Genomic DNA, 19,331 nt, shown 5'->3' with positions numbered 1-19,331 from the left:
TAAGTAGATGGGGAAAATTCGCAAACTCGATGACCAACTCTCTAACTTAATTGCGGCAGGGGAAGTAGTAGAGCGCCCTGCTTCAGTCGTAAAAGAACTTGTGGAAAATTCTATCGATGCGAATAGTACATCTATTGAAATCCACTTAGAAGAAGCTGGGTTATCGAAAATTCGTATCATTGATAACGGTGATGGTATTGCAGAAGAAGACTGTATCGTCGCTTTTGAACGCCATGCGACGAGTAAAATTAAAGATGAAAACGATCTGTTTCGCATAAGAACACTCGGTTTCCGCGGTGAGGCATTGCCGAGTATTGCCTCTGTTAGTGAATTAGAATTAATTACTAGCACAGGTGATGCGCCTGGTACACACCTCATAATTAAAGGTGGAGACATTATAAAACAAGAGAAAACTGCGAGCCGAAAAGGAACAGATATTACAGTACAAAACTTATTCTTTAATACACCAGCGCGTCTTAAATATATGAAAACCATTCATACGGAGCTCGGGAATATTACAGATATCGTGTATCGTATTGCAATGTCACATCCAGAAGTATCGTTAAAACTGTTTCATAATGAAAAGAAATTGCTTCATACATCAGGTAACGGTGATGTAAGACAAGTACTTGCATCGATTTACAGTATTCAAGTTGCGAAGAAGCTTGTTCCAATTGAAGCTGAATCTTTAGACTTTACAATTAAAGGCTATGTAACATTACCAGAAGTAACGAGAGCATCTCGTAATTATATGTCAACGATCGTAAATGGTCGTTACGTTCGAAACTTTGTACTAATGAAAGCAATTCAGCAAGGCTACCATACATTACTGCCAGTTGGCCGGTATCCAATTGGCTTCTTATCGATTGAAATGGATCCAATGCTAGTTGACGTTAACGTACATCCAGCGAAGTTAGAGGTTCGTTTTAGTAAAGAACAAGAATTGCTAAAGCTGATCGAAGAAACATTGCAAGCTGCATTTAAAAAAATACAGCTCATTCCAGATGCAGGCGTAACAACGAAGAAAAAAGAAAAAGACGAAAGTGTGCAAGAACAGTTCCAGTTTGAGCATGCGAAGCCGAAAGAACCATCTATGCCGGACATTGTTTTACCAACTGGCATGGATGCAAAACAAGAAGAACCGCAGGCTGTGAAACAGCCACCACAACTGTGGCAACCGCCGAAACAAGAATGGCAACCACCACAGTCGCTCATAAGAGAAGAACAAAGTTGGCAACCATCCACTAAACCGATAATCGAAGAACCAATTCAAGAAGAGAAATCGTGGGACAGTAATGAAGAGGATTTTGAACTAGAGGAATTAGAAGAAGAAGTTCGGGAAATAAAAGAGATTGAAATGAACGGGAATGACTTACCACCGCTTTATCCAATTGGACAAATGCATGGAACATATATTTTCGCTCAAAATGATAAAGGCTTATATATGATTGACCAGCATGCCGCGCAGGAACGTATTAATTATGAATACTTCCGTGATAAAGTAGGAAGGGTAGCGCAAGAAGTACAAGAGTTACTTGTACCGTACCGTATTGATCTATCTCTTACTGAATTTTTACGTGTCGAAGAACAGTTAGAAGAACTAAAAAAAGTTGGGCTATTTTTAGAACAATTCGGCCATCAATCCTTTATCGTCCGCTCGCATCCAACATGGTTCCCGAAAGGACAAGAAACAGAAATTATCGATGAAATGATGGAGCAAGTTGTCAAACTAAAAAAAGTGGATATTAAAAAGTTACGTGAAGAAGCAGCCATCATGATGAGCTGTAAAGCATCCATTAAAGCGAATCAATATTTAACGAACGATCAAATATTTGCCTTACTGGAAGAATTACGTACAACAACAAACCCATACACATGCCCACACGGAAGACCGATTCTTGTGCATCATTCTACTTATGAGTTGGAGAAGATGTTTAAGAGGGTTATGTAGAGTGAATAAATTATATTTCAAAAGGGAGCAACATTTACTGTTGCTCCCTTTTCATATGTAGATTTAATAGTTAAACGAGAATATGGTGGAGTAATTTTACCGTTTATTTCTTGGTTGTGTTAGCTTAAATTTATCTATGTATAAAAAAGCGCTGTATACAGCACTTTTTAAAATGTGCATGAATTGTATCATTACTAACTAAATAACTATGCATGGTTGAATGTTGCTTCTTATTTAGCTAATTGTTATAAAGATCTATACAATTACTTATTTTTATTATTATTAATTTTTTCAGTGTATAGAACTTGCTCTTTATAGTGCTTCTTAATTGGGAAGTTATGTGTACCTGTGCCGTTCTTGAATTTTTTATCAATGGGGTTCTTTAGAGGAACTGTTGTAGTTTCAGTAAATTCATATGGGTAATTTATTTTAGATTTATCTTCAAACATGAAAATGCCTCCTTTTAGGATCTCCTAAATTCTTTACTATAACATGATATGCATATAGATATTTTTTGGACTAGTTATTTATATAGGTTAATGGAATTTAATTACATAACTACTGAAACATTTTAAAGGAAAACAATTTGAGAAAGAAATGGTATGAATAGCTGTTGGCTCCTATTGTTGTTTTTTTTGTTTGACAGCACAGTTAATTATGTATATAAATTCAATATAGATTGTTTTTATAATATGGTTTATATGGGGTTTTCTTGATAATATAATGTGGAATATTATAGTGTTATTAGGTTATTAGGAACATTTAATGCTGTTTCATAACTGAAAGGTAATTGAAAAAAAACTGAAACTTTTCTCATAAAAATTCAATCTAACTTGAAAAATGAAAGGAAAATGAAATTTTCCAAAAGATATTCTTTGTTAAGATAAAAAGCATACATACAAAAAGTATTGACATATCTTAAAAATGTATTTTCAAGATATAGTGGGGGAAAAGATGAGATTAGAAAAACAATTAATAAAAAAGATGTATTATGAAACATTCCTAATGGAGAATGAAACAAAACCAACTCTTGACGTACTTGGACAAGCTTATGTAAACGAAGAAAAAAATGAGATTTCTGATGGGTCTTATATTCGTTTTGCACAAGGTGAATTTTATTATCGTCATCAAGATTTTGAAGCAGCTATTTTTAAATGGGAGAAGGTTAGTAATGAATTAGCACCATGGGCACAAAAAAATATTGCGGATGCTTATTTCGAACTGAATCAGTTATCATTTGCTGAAAATATTTATACTTCTATTACTACTGATAATAAAATATTGATGACCGAAATTAGACTACAATTACTTTCTCTTTACATTGAGCAAAATAATTTTGACTCAGCTTTCGGTGTTATTAAAGAAGCAGTTTCTTTAAATCCTGATTATCCGAATGTCACAAAAATTGCCCGTTCCTTTTATGAGGAACAGCAAGATTTTGATAGTGCAGTAGAGCTTGCTGTGAATGAGTTAATTCGCATAGAATCGTATCCTTGGTTTGAGGTGTTAAAAGGATATATCGATAAAGGGTTTACTAAACATATTTCACCAGACTATTTTTATGATGCATTAGCTACATTAAATAATGTAGATCAAGTACAATTTACGCAAATGGTTTCATCACTCTGGAACAGTTATAAAAATGAAAAAAATTACTTATTGTGGCTTAACACAATAAATGAATTTTTCTTACATATTGAAATACATTCGTCCGATATATGGAACAAAGTTTCTGCTCTTTACGAAGAAACGTACTTTGCATTAATTCAAGGTCAATATACGCTTAGACAATTAAACGATATCATACCAAATCTGTTAGCAAATTGGTTAAAGGTAGTCAATCCATCTTATGCTGTATTTCCATCTGCAGCTGTATTGGCATGGGATGAGATTTTCCCTTCCAAAATAGATTCAGCAAATATAGAACATGCGGAAAACTTACTGTCACATTCTATTAATCATGTAAATGGCTTAGAGTACAGCTTACACCTTTTTGAATCTATTACACAGTGGGCACAAAAGCAGAATATAGAAATAGGTCACCGATTTAAATGGTTAGTTGACGAGCTCGCAGATTTAAGAACAAATCGTATTTTAGTAACGGGAACTTCAGGGAACGGAAAAACTACATTTATTAACTCTATATTAGGAGAAAATATATTAGAAAAATCAATTTCAAATGTAGTAGTTTTAAAAAATGATGCTCATATAGAAATAAACGCTATAACAGACTCAGCAATTACAACAACGGAAGATGTCTCTGATTACCATAATATGATGTCTCAGCACCATCAAACATATAGAGATAGAGCGTGTGTTGAATTTAAATTACCATGCAGATTTTTAAATGAAAATAAACTTACATTTGTAGTGACACCTGGCTTTAATAGGAATAACGACACTAGAGATGAGATATTCGAATATTTAAATTCTGTAGACGAATTACTGTTCGTATTGAATGCGGATTCACCTTTTACTGATAAAGAACGTGACATTCTATTAAGTATTCAAGAACATACGCCAAATTTACAAATTCATTTCTTATTAAATAAAATCGATAACATTTACAGTGAAGCAGAAGTGAAAAGGGTATTACATGATACGGCAACGAGAATAAACACATATTTCCCGTATGCGAGAATTTTCCCTTATTCCTCGTTATATACAAGTAGTCAACAATTAAATGATTTAACTGAGTTTATTCATTTTAACTTTAATCATAAAAATATCGATGCAGAACGTACTGAAAAGTTATTATTTTTCATTCGAAAAACAATTACATATCTTTTGGATAAACGTGTTGAGAAAGAAAATAATCTGGTGGATGCTATTAATTGGAATGAAGATATGCTAGTGAAACTAAACGGTAGCATTAATAACCTTACTACATTTGAGAGGGAAAAAATTCATTTCATTACACAATCATATCGTTCAATGAAGACTGAAATTACAAATGATCTTACTGAAAATATTCCGAAGATATTAAAGAGCTGTTCTAATTTAATTAGTGAAGAAAGTGATTTCGGGCACATGGATACGGAACTAAATAAAGCAATGAATGAAAGAGTGCATAAATATTTAGAACAAACTGTGTTACCTAATCTGGCTCTTTCTATGCAAAATTGGATTGCAACTTCTAATAATGAGCTTCTTCAAAGTCAAACGTATTTAGAAGAACTTAGTGAAGGGCTTAATTCACTATTTGGAGAAAATAGAATACAGTTAGAATGTGACTTTAAAGTGCTTGATGACTGGCGCAGAGATACTGACAGGATGACGACTAGAATACAAATGGATGAAGTAAATATTTTACGTCGATTTACGCCAGCACAATTTTTACTGAAAAGTGCCGGTAAATTGTTTGGAGTTCTTCCTAAAAATAAATCTATGCTATATAACAAATACAAACAGTATGTAGAAAATGAAGATTATACTGAAGTAACGGCTTCTATTATGAAGAAATTTTTCTTGCAATTTGAGCTGTTTGAAAACACACAAGAGCGAGATATTAATATATTCTTTAGGAATCCATTTAACTCTTTAAAGCAAGCTGTAGAAAACACGCATTTAGAAATACAAGAAAAACAAGAGATATTACATAAGATGAAATCAAATCCTGAAATCTATCATGATTCTATCATGCTCTTTGAATTGAGATTGCGTCAATGTGAAGTAATTTTAAATATAGGTAATGATAATACCTATACGGATGTAGCTTTAGAAACAAGCGTAGAATAAAAGTAAAAGGGAGCAACTGTAATAAGTTGCTCCTTTTTCATATATAGATTATTTTTCTGTTTCTTTAATTTTAGTTTGTACTTCGCCAGTTTTAATTTTATTGCTTTCTGAGAAGCGTAATAAATCGCCTTCAATAATTTTGTCAGACATTCGTAATTCATTTTGGGCACGTTTAATGAGGGCTTGAGCTTCTTTTTTTGGTAAATCTACAATTTCACCTGTTATACGGTCGTAGAAAGTGTTGTTTTTGTATGCATACTTATCTGTAACGAAGCTACCATCACGTAAAACAACAAAGCCAGTATATTCATCTGAAAACATATCATGGCCAAAACGAATATCATTCGTAGAATCAACACCTAATAAATTTAGAATAGTAGGTTTCATATCGATTTGTCCAGTAGGCTTTGAAATAGTTTGACCTTCTGTTTGTCCAGGAATATGAATATATAAAGGTGTACGTTGTAAATTTAAAGTATCAAATTCTGTTATTTGATCTTTTTCTAAAAACTGTGCCATTGCACGATTATGTTTTTCGGAAATACCATAATGATCACCGTATAACACAATAATAGAATCATCGTAAAGCCCCTCGGCCTTTAGACGTTCAATAAATTTTTTAATTGATTCGTCTAAGTAACGTGCTGTTACGATGTAACGATCAAATACGCCATTACCAGAGTTGTATGGTTCAATGAATTTTGTATCTTCATCATACGTAAATGGATAATGGTTTGTTAAAGTAAGGAAACGAGCATAGAATGGTTGATTAACAGTTTTTAATATATCTACTGATTGATCAAAGTATTCGATATCTTTTAATCCCCAATTTAAATTTGTTTCTGGTGTAATTTTGTAATCAAGCTCATTATAGTAACGATCATAACCAAGAGCAGAGTACATGATATTACGATTCCAAAATGTTGCGTTATTCGCATGAAATACAGAAGTGAAATAACCTTGCTGACGTAAAATTTCTGGAGTTGCAGTATAATCATTGTTACCGTGTGTAAAGAATACAGCTCCTCGATTTAATGGATACAACGACGTATCGATTAGAAATTCAGAATCAGATGTTTTCCCTTGACCAGTTTGATGGAAAAAGTTATCAAAGTAATAACTTTCATTTATGAATTCATTTAGGAATGGTGTAACTTCTTGCCCGTTCACTGATGCGCCTATTAAGAAGGTCTGCAAGGATTCAAGAGTGACGACAATTACGTTTTTTCCTTTCGCTGCACCAAACATATTAGGGTTTGGCTCGCTTTGATTTGCTTTTACGTAGTTTTCAGTTTCTTGTAATTTACTACTATCAGCAAGTGCTTTTTGTGACCCAGCTTTTACTTGCAGTGTTAAGTCATATACTTGGTGAGTATATAAGCCTAAATTTTTGACAAGCATGACTCGGTCGAATGATCTTGTTAATAATTCAGGGCGCTCTTTTTCTGCAAGATGTAGATTCGCAAAGAATACACCAATCGTTAAAAGAAAGTATAACAAGCGCGTAGAATGAGTTACACGTTCTGTTTTAAAGACCAATGATTTCTTTTTTAATAAAATAAAGAAGAAAACAATGTCTACGAATGCGAGTATAATTTTGTAGTTTAATATTTCTATAATACTGCCGCCTAATTGGCCGAAGTTTGAGGTTTGTCCAAGTACTGGTAATGTAACGAAATCACTATAAAAATCATAGAACATTACATTTCCAACAAGCACGATTGTTAATAAGAAATTAATACAGAGCGCTATATAATTTCGCTTTTCACCAGTTGCAAATAATGCTAATCCAACAAATGCTAATGATGCGGCTAGAGGGCTAATAAACAAAATGAGCTCTTGCGTTGAAGACTCGATTTTTAAATCAAAACTGAATCGCGTAATAAGATATGTTTTTAACCATACCGCTAAAGCCATTATTATAACAAAACTTATATTTTGCATTTGTAAATTTATTTTGTTCTTCATTTTTACACCTTCTTTATATAATTTATTTAACTAAAGTTATATATTATATTTTTATAACTATTAGAGTGTAATGAACCATTTAGACTTTGTTTTCTAAAGGGAATAATTTGAAGTATTCATATATATACAATGGGGATTTTTAAAGCGTAGTAGCATAAATATAACTCTTTTTGAGAAACGGGCAGAACAAGTCATAGTTGTAGTGAAATTGACTTATAGACATCCTACCATATTAAACACTATGATGATGTTACAAAATATCGAACAAATAAAAGTGAAAATGGATAGAGACTTTTAAAACTGTTGACATTCAATTTATTAGAATTGAATGTCAATCGTTTTAAATATACAGTTATATTACATATGTATTTTGTAAAATCCCGATTTTTTGTCGGTTAATTATTAGCAGGGAAGGATAGGGGGTTTATTAATATAATTTTACTATATGTAAGTAAAGTGTTTTGAAATTGAAAATATTTGACTGACATTTTAATGATAGAAATTAAATGTCAGATAAGTACTTTCCAACATACAGACCACTTGCAGCTGCTTGAGATAATGAATGCGTAACGCCTGAACAATCTCCAATTAAAAATAGCCCATGTATACTAGTTTCAAAATGATTATTAATTTTTATCGTAGGAGCATAGAACTTTCCATCAATTCCATATAGTAAAGTATGTTGATCAATAGGTTCTTGTATAAATTGTTCTAAACGTAATAAAAATTCTTTGAGCCCTTCAATATATAATTGAGGAATTTCTTGATTCAAATCTCCATAATCCCCCTGTAGTGTAGGCTGTATACGGCTATGTTCCATGCTGTTTTCCGCCGTAGGTTGTTTCTTTAGTAAGTCCTCTAAGCGCTGTATAACAATCCGATCTCGTCCTTGGTTAATGCCTTTAATAATTGAACCTGCGTATACATTTGCTTCTTTGAGAGTTGGAAAATAGCTAGGAATAAATAAAGTGAAATTTAAATTAGAAGTGCCAGTTCCTTGCTCTCGAAAATTTTGACCGTCAGGCATAACTAAACCTTCTTCGTACTTTCGAATGATGCGTCCTTTTGGATTCATACAGTAAGTAGTTGCTGTGAAATGCTCACCTTGATAAGAAAGTTTTGTTTCAAAAGTATCTTTTAATATAGAACGTAATTGATGTTCTTTCATTTCTACTCTAATTCCTAAATCTACACGTGTTTGCTCCTGAGAAATATTTAGGGAACTGCACATTTCTTTTAACCAATCGGCCCCAGAGCGCCCAGTTGCAAATACTAGTTGCTTAGTTTGAACTGTTCCTTGATTTGTATCTATTGTAAAATGATCTTCCTGTTTCAGAATATGTTGTACATCTATATGAAATTGGATCTTTATTTTCGTCAGTAAAAATTCATAGAGCTGCTGAAAAATGTTACTGGAAAGTGTAGTACCAAGATGTCTTACTTCTGTTGTTAGCATTTGTAAACCACACGCTTCAGCTCTCTTAGTGAGACTTGAATTTTCAGTAGAATATTTTGAAACCGAACTTCCACCAAACTGACATAGAATTTCATCTACTTCAGCCATGAGTTGTAAAAAAACCTCTTTACCGACTTTTTTCTCAAGTTCTCCGCCAAATCCGTTTGTATAATTAAATTTCCCTTCAGATTTGCCTAAACCACCAAACCCGAAATATTTATCACATGTAGTACAATTACACACTTTTCCTTCGTCTAAAGGACAATGGCGATCTTCTAGCGCTTTACCTTTATCAAGAATTAAAACTTTTTTGTTACTTTTAGCTAGTGAATAAGCCATAAAAATGCTACTTACTCCAGCGCCGATAATCGTAACATCATACATATTCTTCCACCTGCTAACGAATAGTTTGTTTTTTATTTTTCTAGTGTATAACAATTTTATGAAGTTAAGAAATAGCTTTTATTAATAAAGTGGGAGTTTTTGAACTTGATGCTTTATTAATTTCTACGAGTGGTGGAGTAAATACAAAAATTTTTATTTGAAAGAAGAAACAGTTTAAAAAATAACTATGTCATATGATTAATAACATCTTACATAGAAAAAAACAGACCTTTTAAGTGAAGAGGTCTGTTAATGATTTTAAATCTTATTTAGCAAACACATGATTACCAATTACTGCTACTGTTTGACGTGTCGTAATCCACTTGTCCGTTGATGTTTTTGGATTGTAGAAATAAATCCAGTCTGAATCTACTCCATTTGTGGAGATAGCCTCTTCTACAGCCATTTTTGCTTCTGCACTTGCAGGTTGATTAATTCTTCCATCTGTAACAGGAGTAAATGCATATCCGTATTTAATAGGTTCATAAATAACGCCTGTTATTGTATTTGGAAACCCTTTTGCATTTACACGATTTAGTATAACTTTGGCTACTGCTACTTTTCCTTTATAGGATTCGCCACCTGCTTCAGCGGTAACTAAGCGTGCCATTAAGTCTTTTTCTTTTTGTGAAATACTTGAGTTGATTTTTAAATGTTGTCCTGTATAAAGCTTGTTTCCGACTGTATTGTTCATTTGTTTTATAGATTGGACAGTGACATTGTAACGCTTTGCTATCGTTTCTAATGAATCTCCCGGTTGTACTTGATAAATAATTTGTTCAGAAATGTTCGCAGGCTTGGCATTTTGAGGAACAGTGATTTCATTTGATTTCACGGACCCTGGAATATGTAACTGTTCGCCAATAAAGGTTTTATCGTTTCCTTTATTATTAGCCTGTTTAATGGATTGTATTGAAACTCCGTATTGTTTACTAATGCCCCAAAGTGTATCGTTCTTTTTTACTGTATGAATGGTAGAAGCTTCAGCTGTACTTTGACTACATACGAATGTAATTGCGGCCGCAGATAAAGGAATTATATGTTTTATTTTTAGTAATTTCATTGTAAATCCTCCTAAGAAAAAATTAAGGTGAAACGATTAAGTAATGTAGTTTGAAATGTGTATATGCGTAATATATTAATGTAAGTATATTAGCACATATAAAATAAATAATCACTATAAGTTTCATATTCGTTTAGTGTAGAGTCAGAATATGAAATATTGCATATGAAAATACATTGAAGTTCATATTTCTGATTACTATAATCTATTTAGTAGAAAGGGAATACGTTATAGAATTAATCATTATAGATTAATATAATGATTAATAATTATTAATAGGAGGATTGATGTAATGAAAATATTTCAAAAAATGTGTGCGTCAACTGTAATCATTACAACACTTTTAGGAACAGGAGGCACTATCAATAGTGTATATGCTGATTCTATAGAACAGCAGAGTAAATTAGGGATAGAACAAGAAACAGATAAGCAAATCATTGTAAAATTTAAAGCGGATTTGGATTTGCCATATGAAGATGGTATTGAAAAACAAATACAATCTCAAACGAATGATAAAATAATAAAAGATCTTTTGACAGAATATCCAGATGTAACATTTACTCGTTTATTCACATCTGTAAGCCCGGAACAAATACAAAACCTTGAAGTGAAAGCACCTAATCATGTATCTACAAGTCTATTAAACTACTATATTCTTCAAAATCAAAATAGTGGGTATGAAGAAGAAATAGTAGATAAGTTAAAGGCATCTTCTTTAATAGAAGATGCGTATATGAAGAAACAAGAGAAAATAATGCCACCTGAAGTGCAATCATCAAGTGTAGCTCTTAATCCTAATAACAATCCTAGATTTAAAAAACAAGGTTATCTTGAAGCAGCCCCATACGGTATTAATGCGCCTTTCGCCTGGGGAATTCAAGGCGGTAATGGAAATGGTATTACTTTTGTTGATATGGAATACGGATGGCTATTAAATCATGAGGATTTATTACATCAAAATATTGAATTAATGTCTGGAAGAAATATAGATCAGCATGTCGGTCATGGGACGTCTGTACTAGGAATTGTATCCTCTGAGGACAATGAAGTCGGGAATATTGGGATTGCGCCAAAAGCGAAAGCAAAGGTTATCTCTCAAATAAGAGATAACGGACAGTATAATACGGCTGATGCAATATTAAGCGCTGTAAATCAGTTAGAAGCTGGGGATGTTTTATTATTAGAGGCGCAAGCATCCTTTGATGGATATGGTGATAAATATTTACCTGTTGAAGTACAACCAGATATTTTTGATGCAATTCGTGCTGGTACAGATAAAGGGATTGTAATTATAGAGGCTGGAGCAAATGGGTGGAATGATTTAGACCAGTTCAAAGATAGAAAAGGTAAGCAAGTCTTAAATCGTAATAGTAAAGATTTTAAAGATTCGGGTGCAATTATGGTAGGCGCTGGCTCTTCATCTTTCCCTCATGAACGTATGTGGTTTTCGAATTATGGAAGCCGTATTGATGTGTACGGATGGGGAGAAAATGTAGATACAACTACAGCTGAACAAAGTAGAAGTGCTGTAAATCTATATACTTCAAGCTTTAGCGGAACATCTAGTGCCTCGCCAATTATTGCTGGGGCAGCGACTTTAGTACAAAGCATTGCTAAAGAAAATTTAGGACAACCATATAGACCTAGTGAACTAAGAGCAATATTAAGCAACCAGAGCACAGGAACAAAATCTAAAGATCCATATGCAGATAAAATTGGTGTTTTATCAGATTTGAAGTCTATACTATTAAACTTAGGCTATGAACAAAGAAAACCAAACGGTGGGAATGAATTACAAGTAACAGAAAATGAACCAAATAATGAGCCTAGACAGGCAAATAAAGTTAACTTTCATACACCGGTGAAAGGAATGCTACATAATAGTGATAGAGTAGATGTATTTACTTTCCAAATTGACTCGCCGGAAAATATTAATATTTCTCTACTAAATGAACAAAATATCGGAATGACATGGGTACTTCATCATGAATCAGATTTAAATAACTATGTAGCATATGGTGAAAATGAAGGCAATGTAGTTAAAGGAACTTATAATGCAAAGCCAGGTAAATATTATTTATACGTCTATAAATATGAGAATACAGATGGTTCATACGTATTGAACATAAAATAAGTAAAAGGAACTTCAGATGAAGTTCCTTTAAATTTTTCTAATTTAGTATATGTGAATGATTTTTTAACTTTACTTCTATGCAATATTTCATATTGATGAAATGTTATTTATTTTTTCTGAACTAGCTTATATTATATTCAATAAGTTTGATATAAAAACAGAAAAAGAGAGGGATAATAATGAGCAATAAGAAGTTAATTTTGAAATTATTCATATGTAGTACAATATTTATCACATTTGTATTTGCTTTACATGATAAGCAAGTAGTTGCAGCTAGCTCTGTTAATGAGCTTGAAAATTGGTCGAAATGGATGCAACCTATACCTGATAATATCCCGTTAGCACGAATTTCAATTCCAGGAACACACGATAGTGGGACGTTCAAGTTGCAAAATCCGATTAAGCAAGTATGGGGAATGACGCAAGAATATGATTTTCGCTATCAAATGGACCATGGAGCTCGCATTTTTGATATAAGAGGACGTTTAACAGATGATAATACGATAGTTCTTCATCATGGGCCATTATATCTTTATGTAACACTGCATGAATTCATAAACGAAGCGAAACAATTTTTAAGAGATAACCCGAGTGAAACGATTATTATGTCTTTAAAAAAAGAGTATGAGGATATGAAAGGGGCAGAAGATTCATTTAGTAGTACGTTTGAAAAAAATTATTTTGTTGATCCTATCTTTTTAAAAACAGAAGGAAATATAAAACTTGGAGATGCTCGTGGGAAAATTGTACTACTAAAAAGATATAGTGGTAGTAATGAATCTGGAGGATATAATAATTTTTATTGGCCAGATAATGAGACGTTTACCACAACTGTAAATCAAAATGTAAATGTAACAGTACAAGATAAATATAAAGTGAGTTATGATGAGAAAGTAAAATCTATTAAAGATACAATGAATGAAACGATGAACAATAGCGAGGATTTAAATCATCTATATATAAATTTTACAAGCTTGTCTTCTGGTGGTACAGCATGGAATAGTCCATATTACTATGCCTCTTATATAAATCCTGAAATTGCAAACCATATAAAACAAAAGAATCCTGCGAGAGTAGGCTGGGTAATTCAAGACTACATAAATGAAAAGTGGTCACCATTATTGTATCAAGAAGTTATAAGAGCGAATAAGTCATTAATAAAAGAATAAAGATGATGAGAGTGAGAAGCGATAAAATATATCGCTTCTTATTTCTTTTCCAATAACCAACAATATAAATTGTACTTTTATAATAGAAAAAAATAAAAACATAAGATATAATCATACATATAAAATTTGTACCTATAAATTTTATATGTATGATTGAATTTGATTTGTTGTAATGAAATGGAGGTATATACTATGAAGTTTCCACATGATTTTTTATTCGGAGCTGCTTCAGCTTCTTATCAAGTAGAAGGTGCATGGAATGAAGATGGAAAAGGTGTTACGAATTGGGACGAGTTTTCAAAAATTCCTGGCAAAACATACAATGGAACAAATGGTGATGTAGCTGTTGATCATTATCATCGATATAAGGAAGATGTTCGCTTAATGGCTGAGATGGGATTAGAATCGTATCGTTTTTCTATTTCTTGGGCGAGAATATTGCCGACTGGAGATGGAAAGGTAAATGAAAAAGGGATTGAATTTTATAACAACTTAATTGATGAATGTTTAAAATACGGGATTGTGCCGTTTGTCACTTTATATCATTGGGATTTACCATTACCGTTAGAAAAAGATGGTGGATGGACGAATAAAAGAACAGCAGAGGCTTTCGTAAAATATGCAGAAACTTGTTTTAAGGCATTTGGTGACAGAGTTAAGCATTGGATTACTTTTAATGAGACCGTAATGTTTTGTGGATTAGGTTATTTAAAAGGTGCACATCCACCAGGAATACAAAATGATGTTCCAAAGTATTTTCAAGCGACTCATTATGTATTTTATGCACACGCGAAAACAGTTGCGGTGTACAAGCAGCTGAAACAATATGGTGAGATTGGGATTACACATGTTTTCTTACCAGCTTATAGTGTGGATGATCAAAAAGAAAATATACAAGCAGCAAATCATGCGAATGAATATGAAACGTATTGGTATTATGATCCAATTTTAAAAGGCGAGTATCCGTCTTATGTTGTACAACAATTAAAGGAAAAAGGATGGACTCCTAATTGGACGGTTGAAGAATTAGAAATCATTAAACAAAATGCAGAAGAAAATGATTTTATTGGCTTGAATTATTATCAACCAATACGAGTAGAAAGATACGATATGGATATAAAGAGTGAGGAACATTCTCGAGAAAACTCAACGCTTGCTCCAGGTAACCCTTCTTTTGATGGTTTTTATCGAACAGTTAAAATGGATGATAAAACATATACAAAATGGGGATGGGAAATATCTCCCGAAGGTTTCTTAGAGGGATTGCATATGTTGAAAGCGCGTTACGGTGACATAAAGATGTATGTAACGGAAAATGGACTTGGTGATGAAGATCCAATCATTGACGGAGAAATTGTAGATGTTCCGAGAATTAAATTTATTGAAGCGCATTTAAAAGTAATGAAGCGTGCAATTGAAGAGGGAATTAACTTAAAAGGTTATTATGCATGGTCAGTGATTGATCTTTTAAGTTGGTTAAATGGATATAAAAAGCAATATGGCTTTATTTTTGTCGATCATAATGATAACTTAAAACGTAAGAAGAAACTTTCGTTTCATTGGTATAAACGTGTGATCGAAACGAGAGGGGAAGAGTTATAACAGATAAAAGCGTATTTTAGGAGAAAGTGTATGAGTGCAAAGTATAAACAAATTGCAGATGTGTTAGAGCAAAACATTCGAGATGGGCTTTTTAATGAAACGAAAAAACTACCTACAGAAGAAGCGTTGATGAATCGATTTGAAGTAAGCCGTAATACGATACGTAAAGTAATTAGTCAGCTTGTGAATAGAGGTTATATTTTTCAAGTGCAAGGTAGTGGCATGTTTTTACGCGAAACTTCTGTAACAGATTACATTAATTTAGGAAGTTTACGTGGATTAACGAAAAATCTTGTTTCACAAAATATTGAAACGAAAGTGTTAGAGCTGGAAGTAATAGATGCGGACGAAGAGATAGCAAAGCGGATGCAATGCGAAGCTGGAACTAGGTTGTATTTTTTGAAGCGCTTAAGAATTGTAGATGCTAAACCATTCTCTATTGAAGTAAGTTATTTCAAAAAGGATATTATTCCATATTTGAACGAAGAAATAGCATTAAGCTCTGTATACAGTTATTTCATTGAAGATTTACGATTAAATATTGGTTTTGCTGATAAAGTTATTAGTTGTGAAAAAGTAAATAAAGAAAATGCACAGCTTTTAGAATTAAATGAAGGTGATCCGGCGCTTCTTATTGAAAATACAGTGTATCTTGTAAATGGAACAATTTTTGAGTTATCTCAGTCGATGTTTCATTATGAAAAGGCGAAACTTTTAAATCGAATTAATTTTAAATGAAAAATTATCGTTTGAAAAAAGCAACTGGTCCTAAGTGATCAGTTGCTTTTTATTTTTTAAGTGGATGAGCAAAAAAACATGAAAGTGGTTGGTCCGCTTTTTGCAAACATCTATTATGATAAGAGAAGAAAGGTAGTATGTTATCAACGTTTTAAAGAGGAAGGTTTTTATGTAAGTTCTTTAATTAAAATAGATGGGTCTTAGAGAGGTGAAAAGACAATGAATTTTGCAATTTCACTAGTCGTTATTATTGTAATTGTATCGCTATTTGGGACTGTACTAGTTGCAAGAAACGTGGAGGAGAATTACGGTAAGTCTACAAAAAGAAATGTGAAAAACTTATCTGCAATCTATATTCTTCTTCTTTTTGTTCTACTGGCCGGGGTAACATGGTACGCGGTAATGATTTAATAGTTTGTAAAAGAACTGAAATGAGAGTATGAAGTTGGAATTTCAGAAGCTATTGAGTAATCAGAAAGAGAACCATTTTGGATATATCCATTTACGGATAAGAAAATGTGACTAATTAATACTATTTTTACGGTGAATACTGTTAGTAAAAAATGAGGATAGTTCGTTTTGAAAGGAGGAAACTAGATGGAATGGAAACCAAATCGTGCAGATAAGACACCTGTATATAAACAAATTGCGGATTATATTGAAAGAGGCATTTCTTCAGGTGAATTTCCTTCTGATAGTAAGTTACCTTCTGAGCGTATGTTAGCAAAGGAATTACAGGTGAACCGGAGTACAATAGTAGCTGCGTATGAAGAATTAAAATCACTTGGAGTAGTAGAACGGCAAAAGGGAAGCGGAACACGGGTCAATACAGACATATGGGGTGTCTCACATAAACGAATACCGAACTGGGGTAGGTACGTGGAGGATGGATCGTTCTTACCTAACGTACCACTCGTTCAACAAATTCGAACGGAAACACAAAAAGATGATTTAATTAATTTAGCAAGCGGTGAACTGTCACCAGAATTAATTCCAAGTGATAGATTTCGAACAATTTTGTCGGAGAAAACATTTATGGAAAACCTCGGTTATGATCATCCACTTGGAAATGAGATGTTGAGAAAAACAATTGCAGCACATGTTCAGCAATATAAACAAATTGAAGCAGATTCAAGCTCTATTCTTATTACGTCAGGAGCACAACAGGCGCTTAATCTTATCGTTCAATGTTTATTAAAACCTGGTGATGCGATCGCGATTGAAGATCCTTCGTATTGTTTTTCGCTTCCAATGTTTAAATCGGCCGGTTTGAACATATTTCATTTACCTGTTGATGAGCATGGAATGAATCCAGATGACTTAATCGATTTGCACAAAAAGCATCGCATTCGTATGGTGTTTTTGAATCCAGATTATCAGAATCCGACGGGGACTGTGCTTTCATTAGCGAGACGTAAAAAAATTTTAGAACTGTCTTCTGAGTTCGGTATACCAATTGTAGAAGATGATCCGTATAGTTTAATCTCTTTTAATGGAGAAGTGAACCCGACATTAAAATCAATGGACCAAAATGGAAATGTTCTTTATATAAGTTCATTATCAAAAATTGTTGCATCAGGATTACGTATTGGATGGATAATTGGTCCTACACGTGTAATTGAGCGTTTAGCAGATGCAAAGCAACAAGTTGATTTTGGCCATAGTGTATTTACGCAGTGGGTAGCAAATCAATTTTTAGAATCAAAGGATTTCCATAAACATATTACGATACTTCGTGGACAATTGAAGCAAAGAAGAGATGTATTAATTGCAGAGCTTGAAGGAACATTGGGAGACCGAGTTGAATGTTTCGTGCCAGAGGGTGGAATACATGTATGGTGTAAAGTGAAAGGAAAGTTTGATGAATATCACTTATTAGGTGAATCTATACAGAATGGTGTCGCATTTGTTCCGGGCAGTGTTTTAGGTTCGAAAAATGAATATATACGATTTACGTTTGGTAGAGCGAATATAGAACAAATTCAACTTGGAATTAAACGGTTTGCCGACACGCTAAATGAGATTTCATAATATGGATGTGTGATAGTGAAATGAGGGAAAGAAATGAAGTACGTGACGCTTTTACTTCAAGTAGGCGTGCTATATGTATTTAGCCTAGTGGGTACGTGGATTCAAGGAGTATTCCATCTATCAATGCCAGGAAGTTTAATAGGGATGTTAATACTGTTCCTGCTCCTTTCCACTCGCGTTTTACCGTTAAAATGGTTTGAGTTAGGTGCGGAAAAGTTAATCGTATTTTTACCGTTATTTTTAATCCCTTCGACAACAGGGCTCATGGAATACGGGTCTTTTCTTTTCAGTAAGGAGAGTATTATATTCCTTTTAGTAGTTGCAAGTACTGTAGTAACTTTGATTGTTTCAGGGTATATAAGTCAATTATTAATAACAACAAAAAAATAAAATCGACAAGGTGCACGATTCAAATGGTCTTAATTATTATTACTGTAGCAATTTATTTCTTGGCGACAAAGCTATATAAAAAATTTACGTTTGCATTTACGTTACCGGTGTTAACAGTTACGGCAATTATGATTTGTTTATTTTTCATTTTTGGTATTTCTCATCATGAGTATAGGGAAAATGGAGGAGACATTCTTTCAAGCTTATTGAGCCCTGCAATTGTAGCATTAGCCATACCTCTATTTAAAGAGCGAAAGATACTTATGAAAAATTTTTTATCGATACTTATTGGAGTAGTGATAGGTATAGTGGCTGTAACGAGTATGAATGTAGTGATTGGCGGAATTTTAAATATAGATAAGGAACTTATATTAACTACTTTACCACAGTTAGCAACGATGCCTATTGCCCTATCATTAGCGGATCAAATTGGTGGTATTCCATCTATGACTTCTAGTTTTGTAGTTGTTGCAGGAATAACAGGCGCTATTATCGGACCAACAGTACTTAAGTTTTTCAGTATAACAAGTACGATTGGAAAAGGAGTTGGAATGGGCTGTGCATCACATATTATCGGTGTGAGCCGTCTCGTGAAGGAAGGCGAGAAAGAGGCGACAATCGGTTCGGTAACGATGATTGTAACTGGAATACTCATTAGTATACTAATACCGTATGGAACGAAATTTATTTTTTAAATGTAATGGAGA

At 33.1% G+C, this 19,331-nt stretch carries 14 protein-coding genes; 10 read left to right on the top strand and 4 right to left on the bottom strand.

Annotated features, from left to right (window positions below):
* Nucleotides 1-7 precede the first annotated feature (7 nt).
* Nucleotides 8-1,951: a DNA mismatch repair endonuclease MutL gene (mutL, locus tag MHH55_RS12855; RefSeq protein WP_000516465.1), complete on the top strand. Its 1,944-nt coding sequence runs from the start codon at nt 8-10 to the stop codon at nt 1,949-1,951.
* A gap of 263 nt (nt 1,952-2,214) precedes the next feature.
* Here mutL and MHH55_RS12850 read toward each other — a convergent pair whose 3' ends face one another.
* The gene (locus tag MHH55_RS12850; protein WP_000461138.1) at nt 2,215-2,400 is read right to left on the bottom strand and encodes a hypothetical protein; all 186 of its coding nucleotides are present in this window, start codon (nt 2,398-2,400) and stop codon (nt 2,215-2,217) included.
* Between the two features lie 505 nt (nt 2,401-2,905).
* Between MHH55_RS12850 and MHH55_RS12845 the strand changes: the two genes are divergently transcribed.
* Nucleotides 2,906-5,689, top strand: coding sequence for a dynamin family protein (locus tag MHH55_RS12845; protein ID WP_001235309.1), 2,784 nt, complete (start codon nt 2,906-2,908; stop codon nt 5,687-5,689).
* 48 nt (nt 5,690-5,737) lie between these two features.
* Here MHH55_RS12845 and MHH55_RS12840 read toward each other — a convergent pair whose 3' ends face one another.
* The 3 genes from MHH55_RS12840 to MHH55_RS12830 all read right to left on the bottom strand — a co-directional run bounded on the left by MHH55_RS12840 (nt 5,738) and on the right by MHH55_RS12830 (nt 10,560).
* Nucleotides 5,738-7,657, bottom strand: a complete 1,920-nt coding sequence (locus MHH55_RS12840; protein WP_000791027.1) for an LTA synthase family protein — start codon at nt 7,655-7,657, stop codon at nt 5,738-5,740.
* Between the two features lie 502 nt (nt 7,658-8,159).
* A complete protein-coding gene (locus MHH55_RS12835) occupies nt 8,160-9,497 on the bottom strand; it encodes an NAD(P)/FAD-dependent oxidoreductase (RefSeq protein WP_000272406.1) in 1,338 nt (445 codons plus the stop codon).
* Nucleotides 9,498-9,762: 265 nt separating this feature from the next.
* Nucleotides 9,763-10,560 (bottom strand): cell wall hydrolase, encoded by a 798-nt coding sequence (locus tag MHH55_RS12830; protein WP_000771005.1) that lies wholly within the window; start codon nt 10,558-10,560, stop codon nt 9,763-9,765.
* 292 nt (nt 10,561-10,852) lie between these two features.
* Here MHH55_RS12830 and MHH55_RS12825 point away from each other — a divergent pair, with 292 nt between their 5' ends.
* The 8 genes from MHH55_RS12825 (at nt 10,853) to MHH55_RS12790 (ending at nt 19,319) form a co-directional block, all read left to right on the top strand.
* Complete coding sequence (locus MHH55_RS12825; protein ID WP_078186843.1) at nt 10,853-12,694, top strand: S8 family peptidase; 1,842 nt, start codon at nt 10,853-10,855, stop codon at nt 12,692-12,694.
* A gap of 179 nt (nt 12,695-12,873) precedes the next feature.
* Nucleotides 12,874-13,863 (top strand): phosphatidylinositol diacylglycerol-lyase, encoded by a 990-nt coding sequence (plcA, locus tag MHH55_RS12820; RefSeq protein ID WP_000066288.1) that lies wholly within the window; start codon nt 12,874-12,876, stop codon nt 13,861-13,863.
* A 192-nt stretch (nt 13,864-14,055) separates the two neighbouring features.
* Complete coding sequence (locus tag MHH55_RS12815) at nt 14,056-15,465, top strand: glycoside hydrolase family 1 protein (RefSeq protein ID WP_000671628.1); 1,410 nt, start codon at nt 14,056-14,058, stop codon at nt 15,463-15,465.
* Nucleotides 15,466-15,495: 30 nt separating this feature from the next.
* Entirely contained in the window at nt 15,496-16,203 is a 708-nt protein-coding gene (locus MHH55_RS12810) for a GntR family transcriptional regulator (RefSeq protein ID WP_001274912.1), read from the top strand.
* 219 nt (nt 16,204-16,422) lie between these two features.
* Nucleotides 16,423-16,614, top strand: a complete 192-nt coding sequence (locus MHH55_RS12805; protein WP_001008261.1) for a hypothetical protein — start codon at nt 16,423-16,425, stop codon at nt 16,612-16,614.
* A gap of 186 nt (nt 16,615-16,800) precedes the next feature.
* Nucleotides 16,801-18,234 carry a MocR-like pyridoxine biosynthesis transcription factor PdxR gene (pdxR, locus tag MHH55_RS12800; RefSeq protein WP_000454965.1) on the top strand — a complete coding sequence of 478 codons (1,434 nt, stop codon included), beginning with the start codon at nt 16,801-16,803 and terminating at the stop codon, nt 18,232-18,234.
* Between the two features lie 33 nt (nt 18,235-18,267).
* A complete protein-coding gene (locus tag MHH55_RS12795) occupies nt 18,268-18,624 on the top strand; it encodes a CidA/LrgA family holin-like protein (protein WP_000878488.1) in 357 nt (118 codons plus the stop codon).
* Between the two features lie 23 nt (nt 18,625-18,647).
* A complete protein-coding gene (locus tag MHH55_RS12790) occupies nt 18,648-19,319 on the top strand; it encodes an LrgB family protein (protein WP_000242939.1) in 672 nt (223 codons plus the stop codon).
* The last annotated feature ends 12 nt before the right edge of the window (nt 19,320-19,331 follow it).

It is taken from the genome of Bacillus sp. FSL K6-2944 (assembly GCF_038005385.1).
Lineage (GTDB): Bacteria > Bacillota > Bacilli > Bacillales > Bacillaceae_G > Bacillus_A > Bacillus_A cereus.
Note: the sequence above shows the minus strand (reverse complement) of the source record. Positions and strands in the feature narration are given on the sequence as shown.

Coding starts and splice junctions, on each gene's coding strand:
- MHH55_RS12815 (WP_000671628.1), top strand. CDS start 14,056: ATGAAGTTTCCACATGATTTTTTATTCGGAGCTGCTTCAGCTTCTTAT.
- MHH55_RS12845 (WP_001235309.1), top strand. CDS start 2,906: ATGAGATTAGAAAAACAATTAATAAAAAAGATGTATTATGAAACATTC.
- MHH55_RS12840 (WP_000791027.1), bottom strand. CDS start 7,657: ATGAAGAACAAAATAAATTTACAAATGCAAAATATAAGTTTTGTTATA.
- MHH55_RS12805 (WP_001008261.1), top strand. CDS start 16,423: ATGAATTTTGCAATTTCACTAGTCGTTATTATTGTAATTGTATCGCTA.
- plcA (WP_000066288.1), top strand. CDS start 12,874: ATGAGCAATAAGAAGTTAATTTTGAAATTATTCATATGTAGTACAATA.
- MHH55_RS12795 (WP_000878488.1), top strand. CDS start 18,268: ATGAAGTACGTGACGCTTTTACTTCAAGTAGGCGTGCTATATGTATTT.
- mutL (WP_000516465.1), top strand. CDS start 8: ATGGGGAAAATTCGCAAACTCGATGACCAACTCTCTAACTTAATTGCG.
- MHH55_RS12810 (WP_001274912.1), top strand. CDS start 15,496: ATGAGTGCAAAGTATAAACAAATTGCAGATGTGTTAGAGCAAAACATT.
- MHH55_RS12850 (WP_000461138.1), bottom strand. CDS start 2,400: ATGTTTGAAGATAAATCTAAAATAAATTACCCATATGAATTTACTGAA.
- MHH55_RS12790 (WP_000242939.1), top strand. CDS start 18,648: ATGGTCTTAATTATTATTACTGTAGCAATTTATTTCTTGGCGACAAAG.
- MHH55_RS12825 (WP_078186843.1), top strand. CDS start 10,853: ATGAAAATATTTCAAAAAATGTGTGCGTCAACTGTAATCATTACAACA.
- pdxR (WP_000454965.1), top strand. CDS start 16,801: ATGGAATGGAAACCAAATCGTGCAGATAAGACACCTGTATATAAACAA.
- MHH55_RS12830 (WP_000771005.1), bottom strand. CDS start 10,560: ATGAAATTACTAAAAATAAAACATATAATTCCTTTATCTGCGGCCGCA.
- MHH55_RS12835 (WP_000272406.1), bottom strand. CDS start 9,497: ATGTATGATGTTACGATTATCGGCGCTGGAGTAAGTAGCATTTTTATG.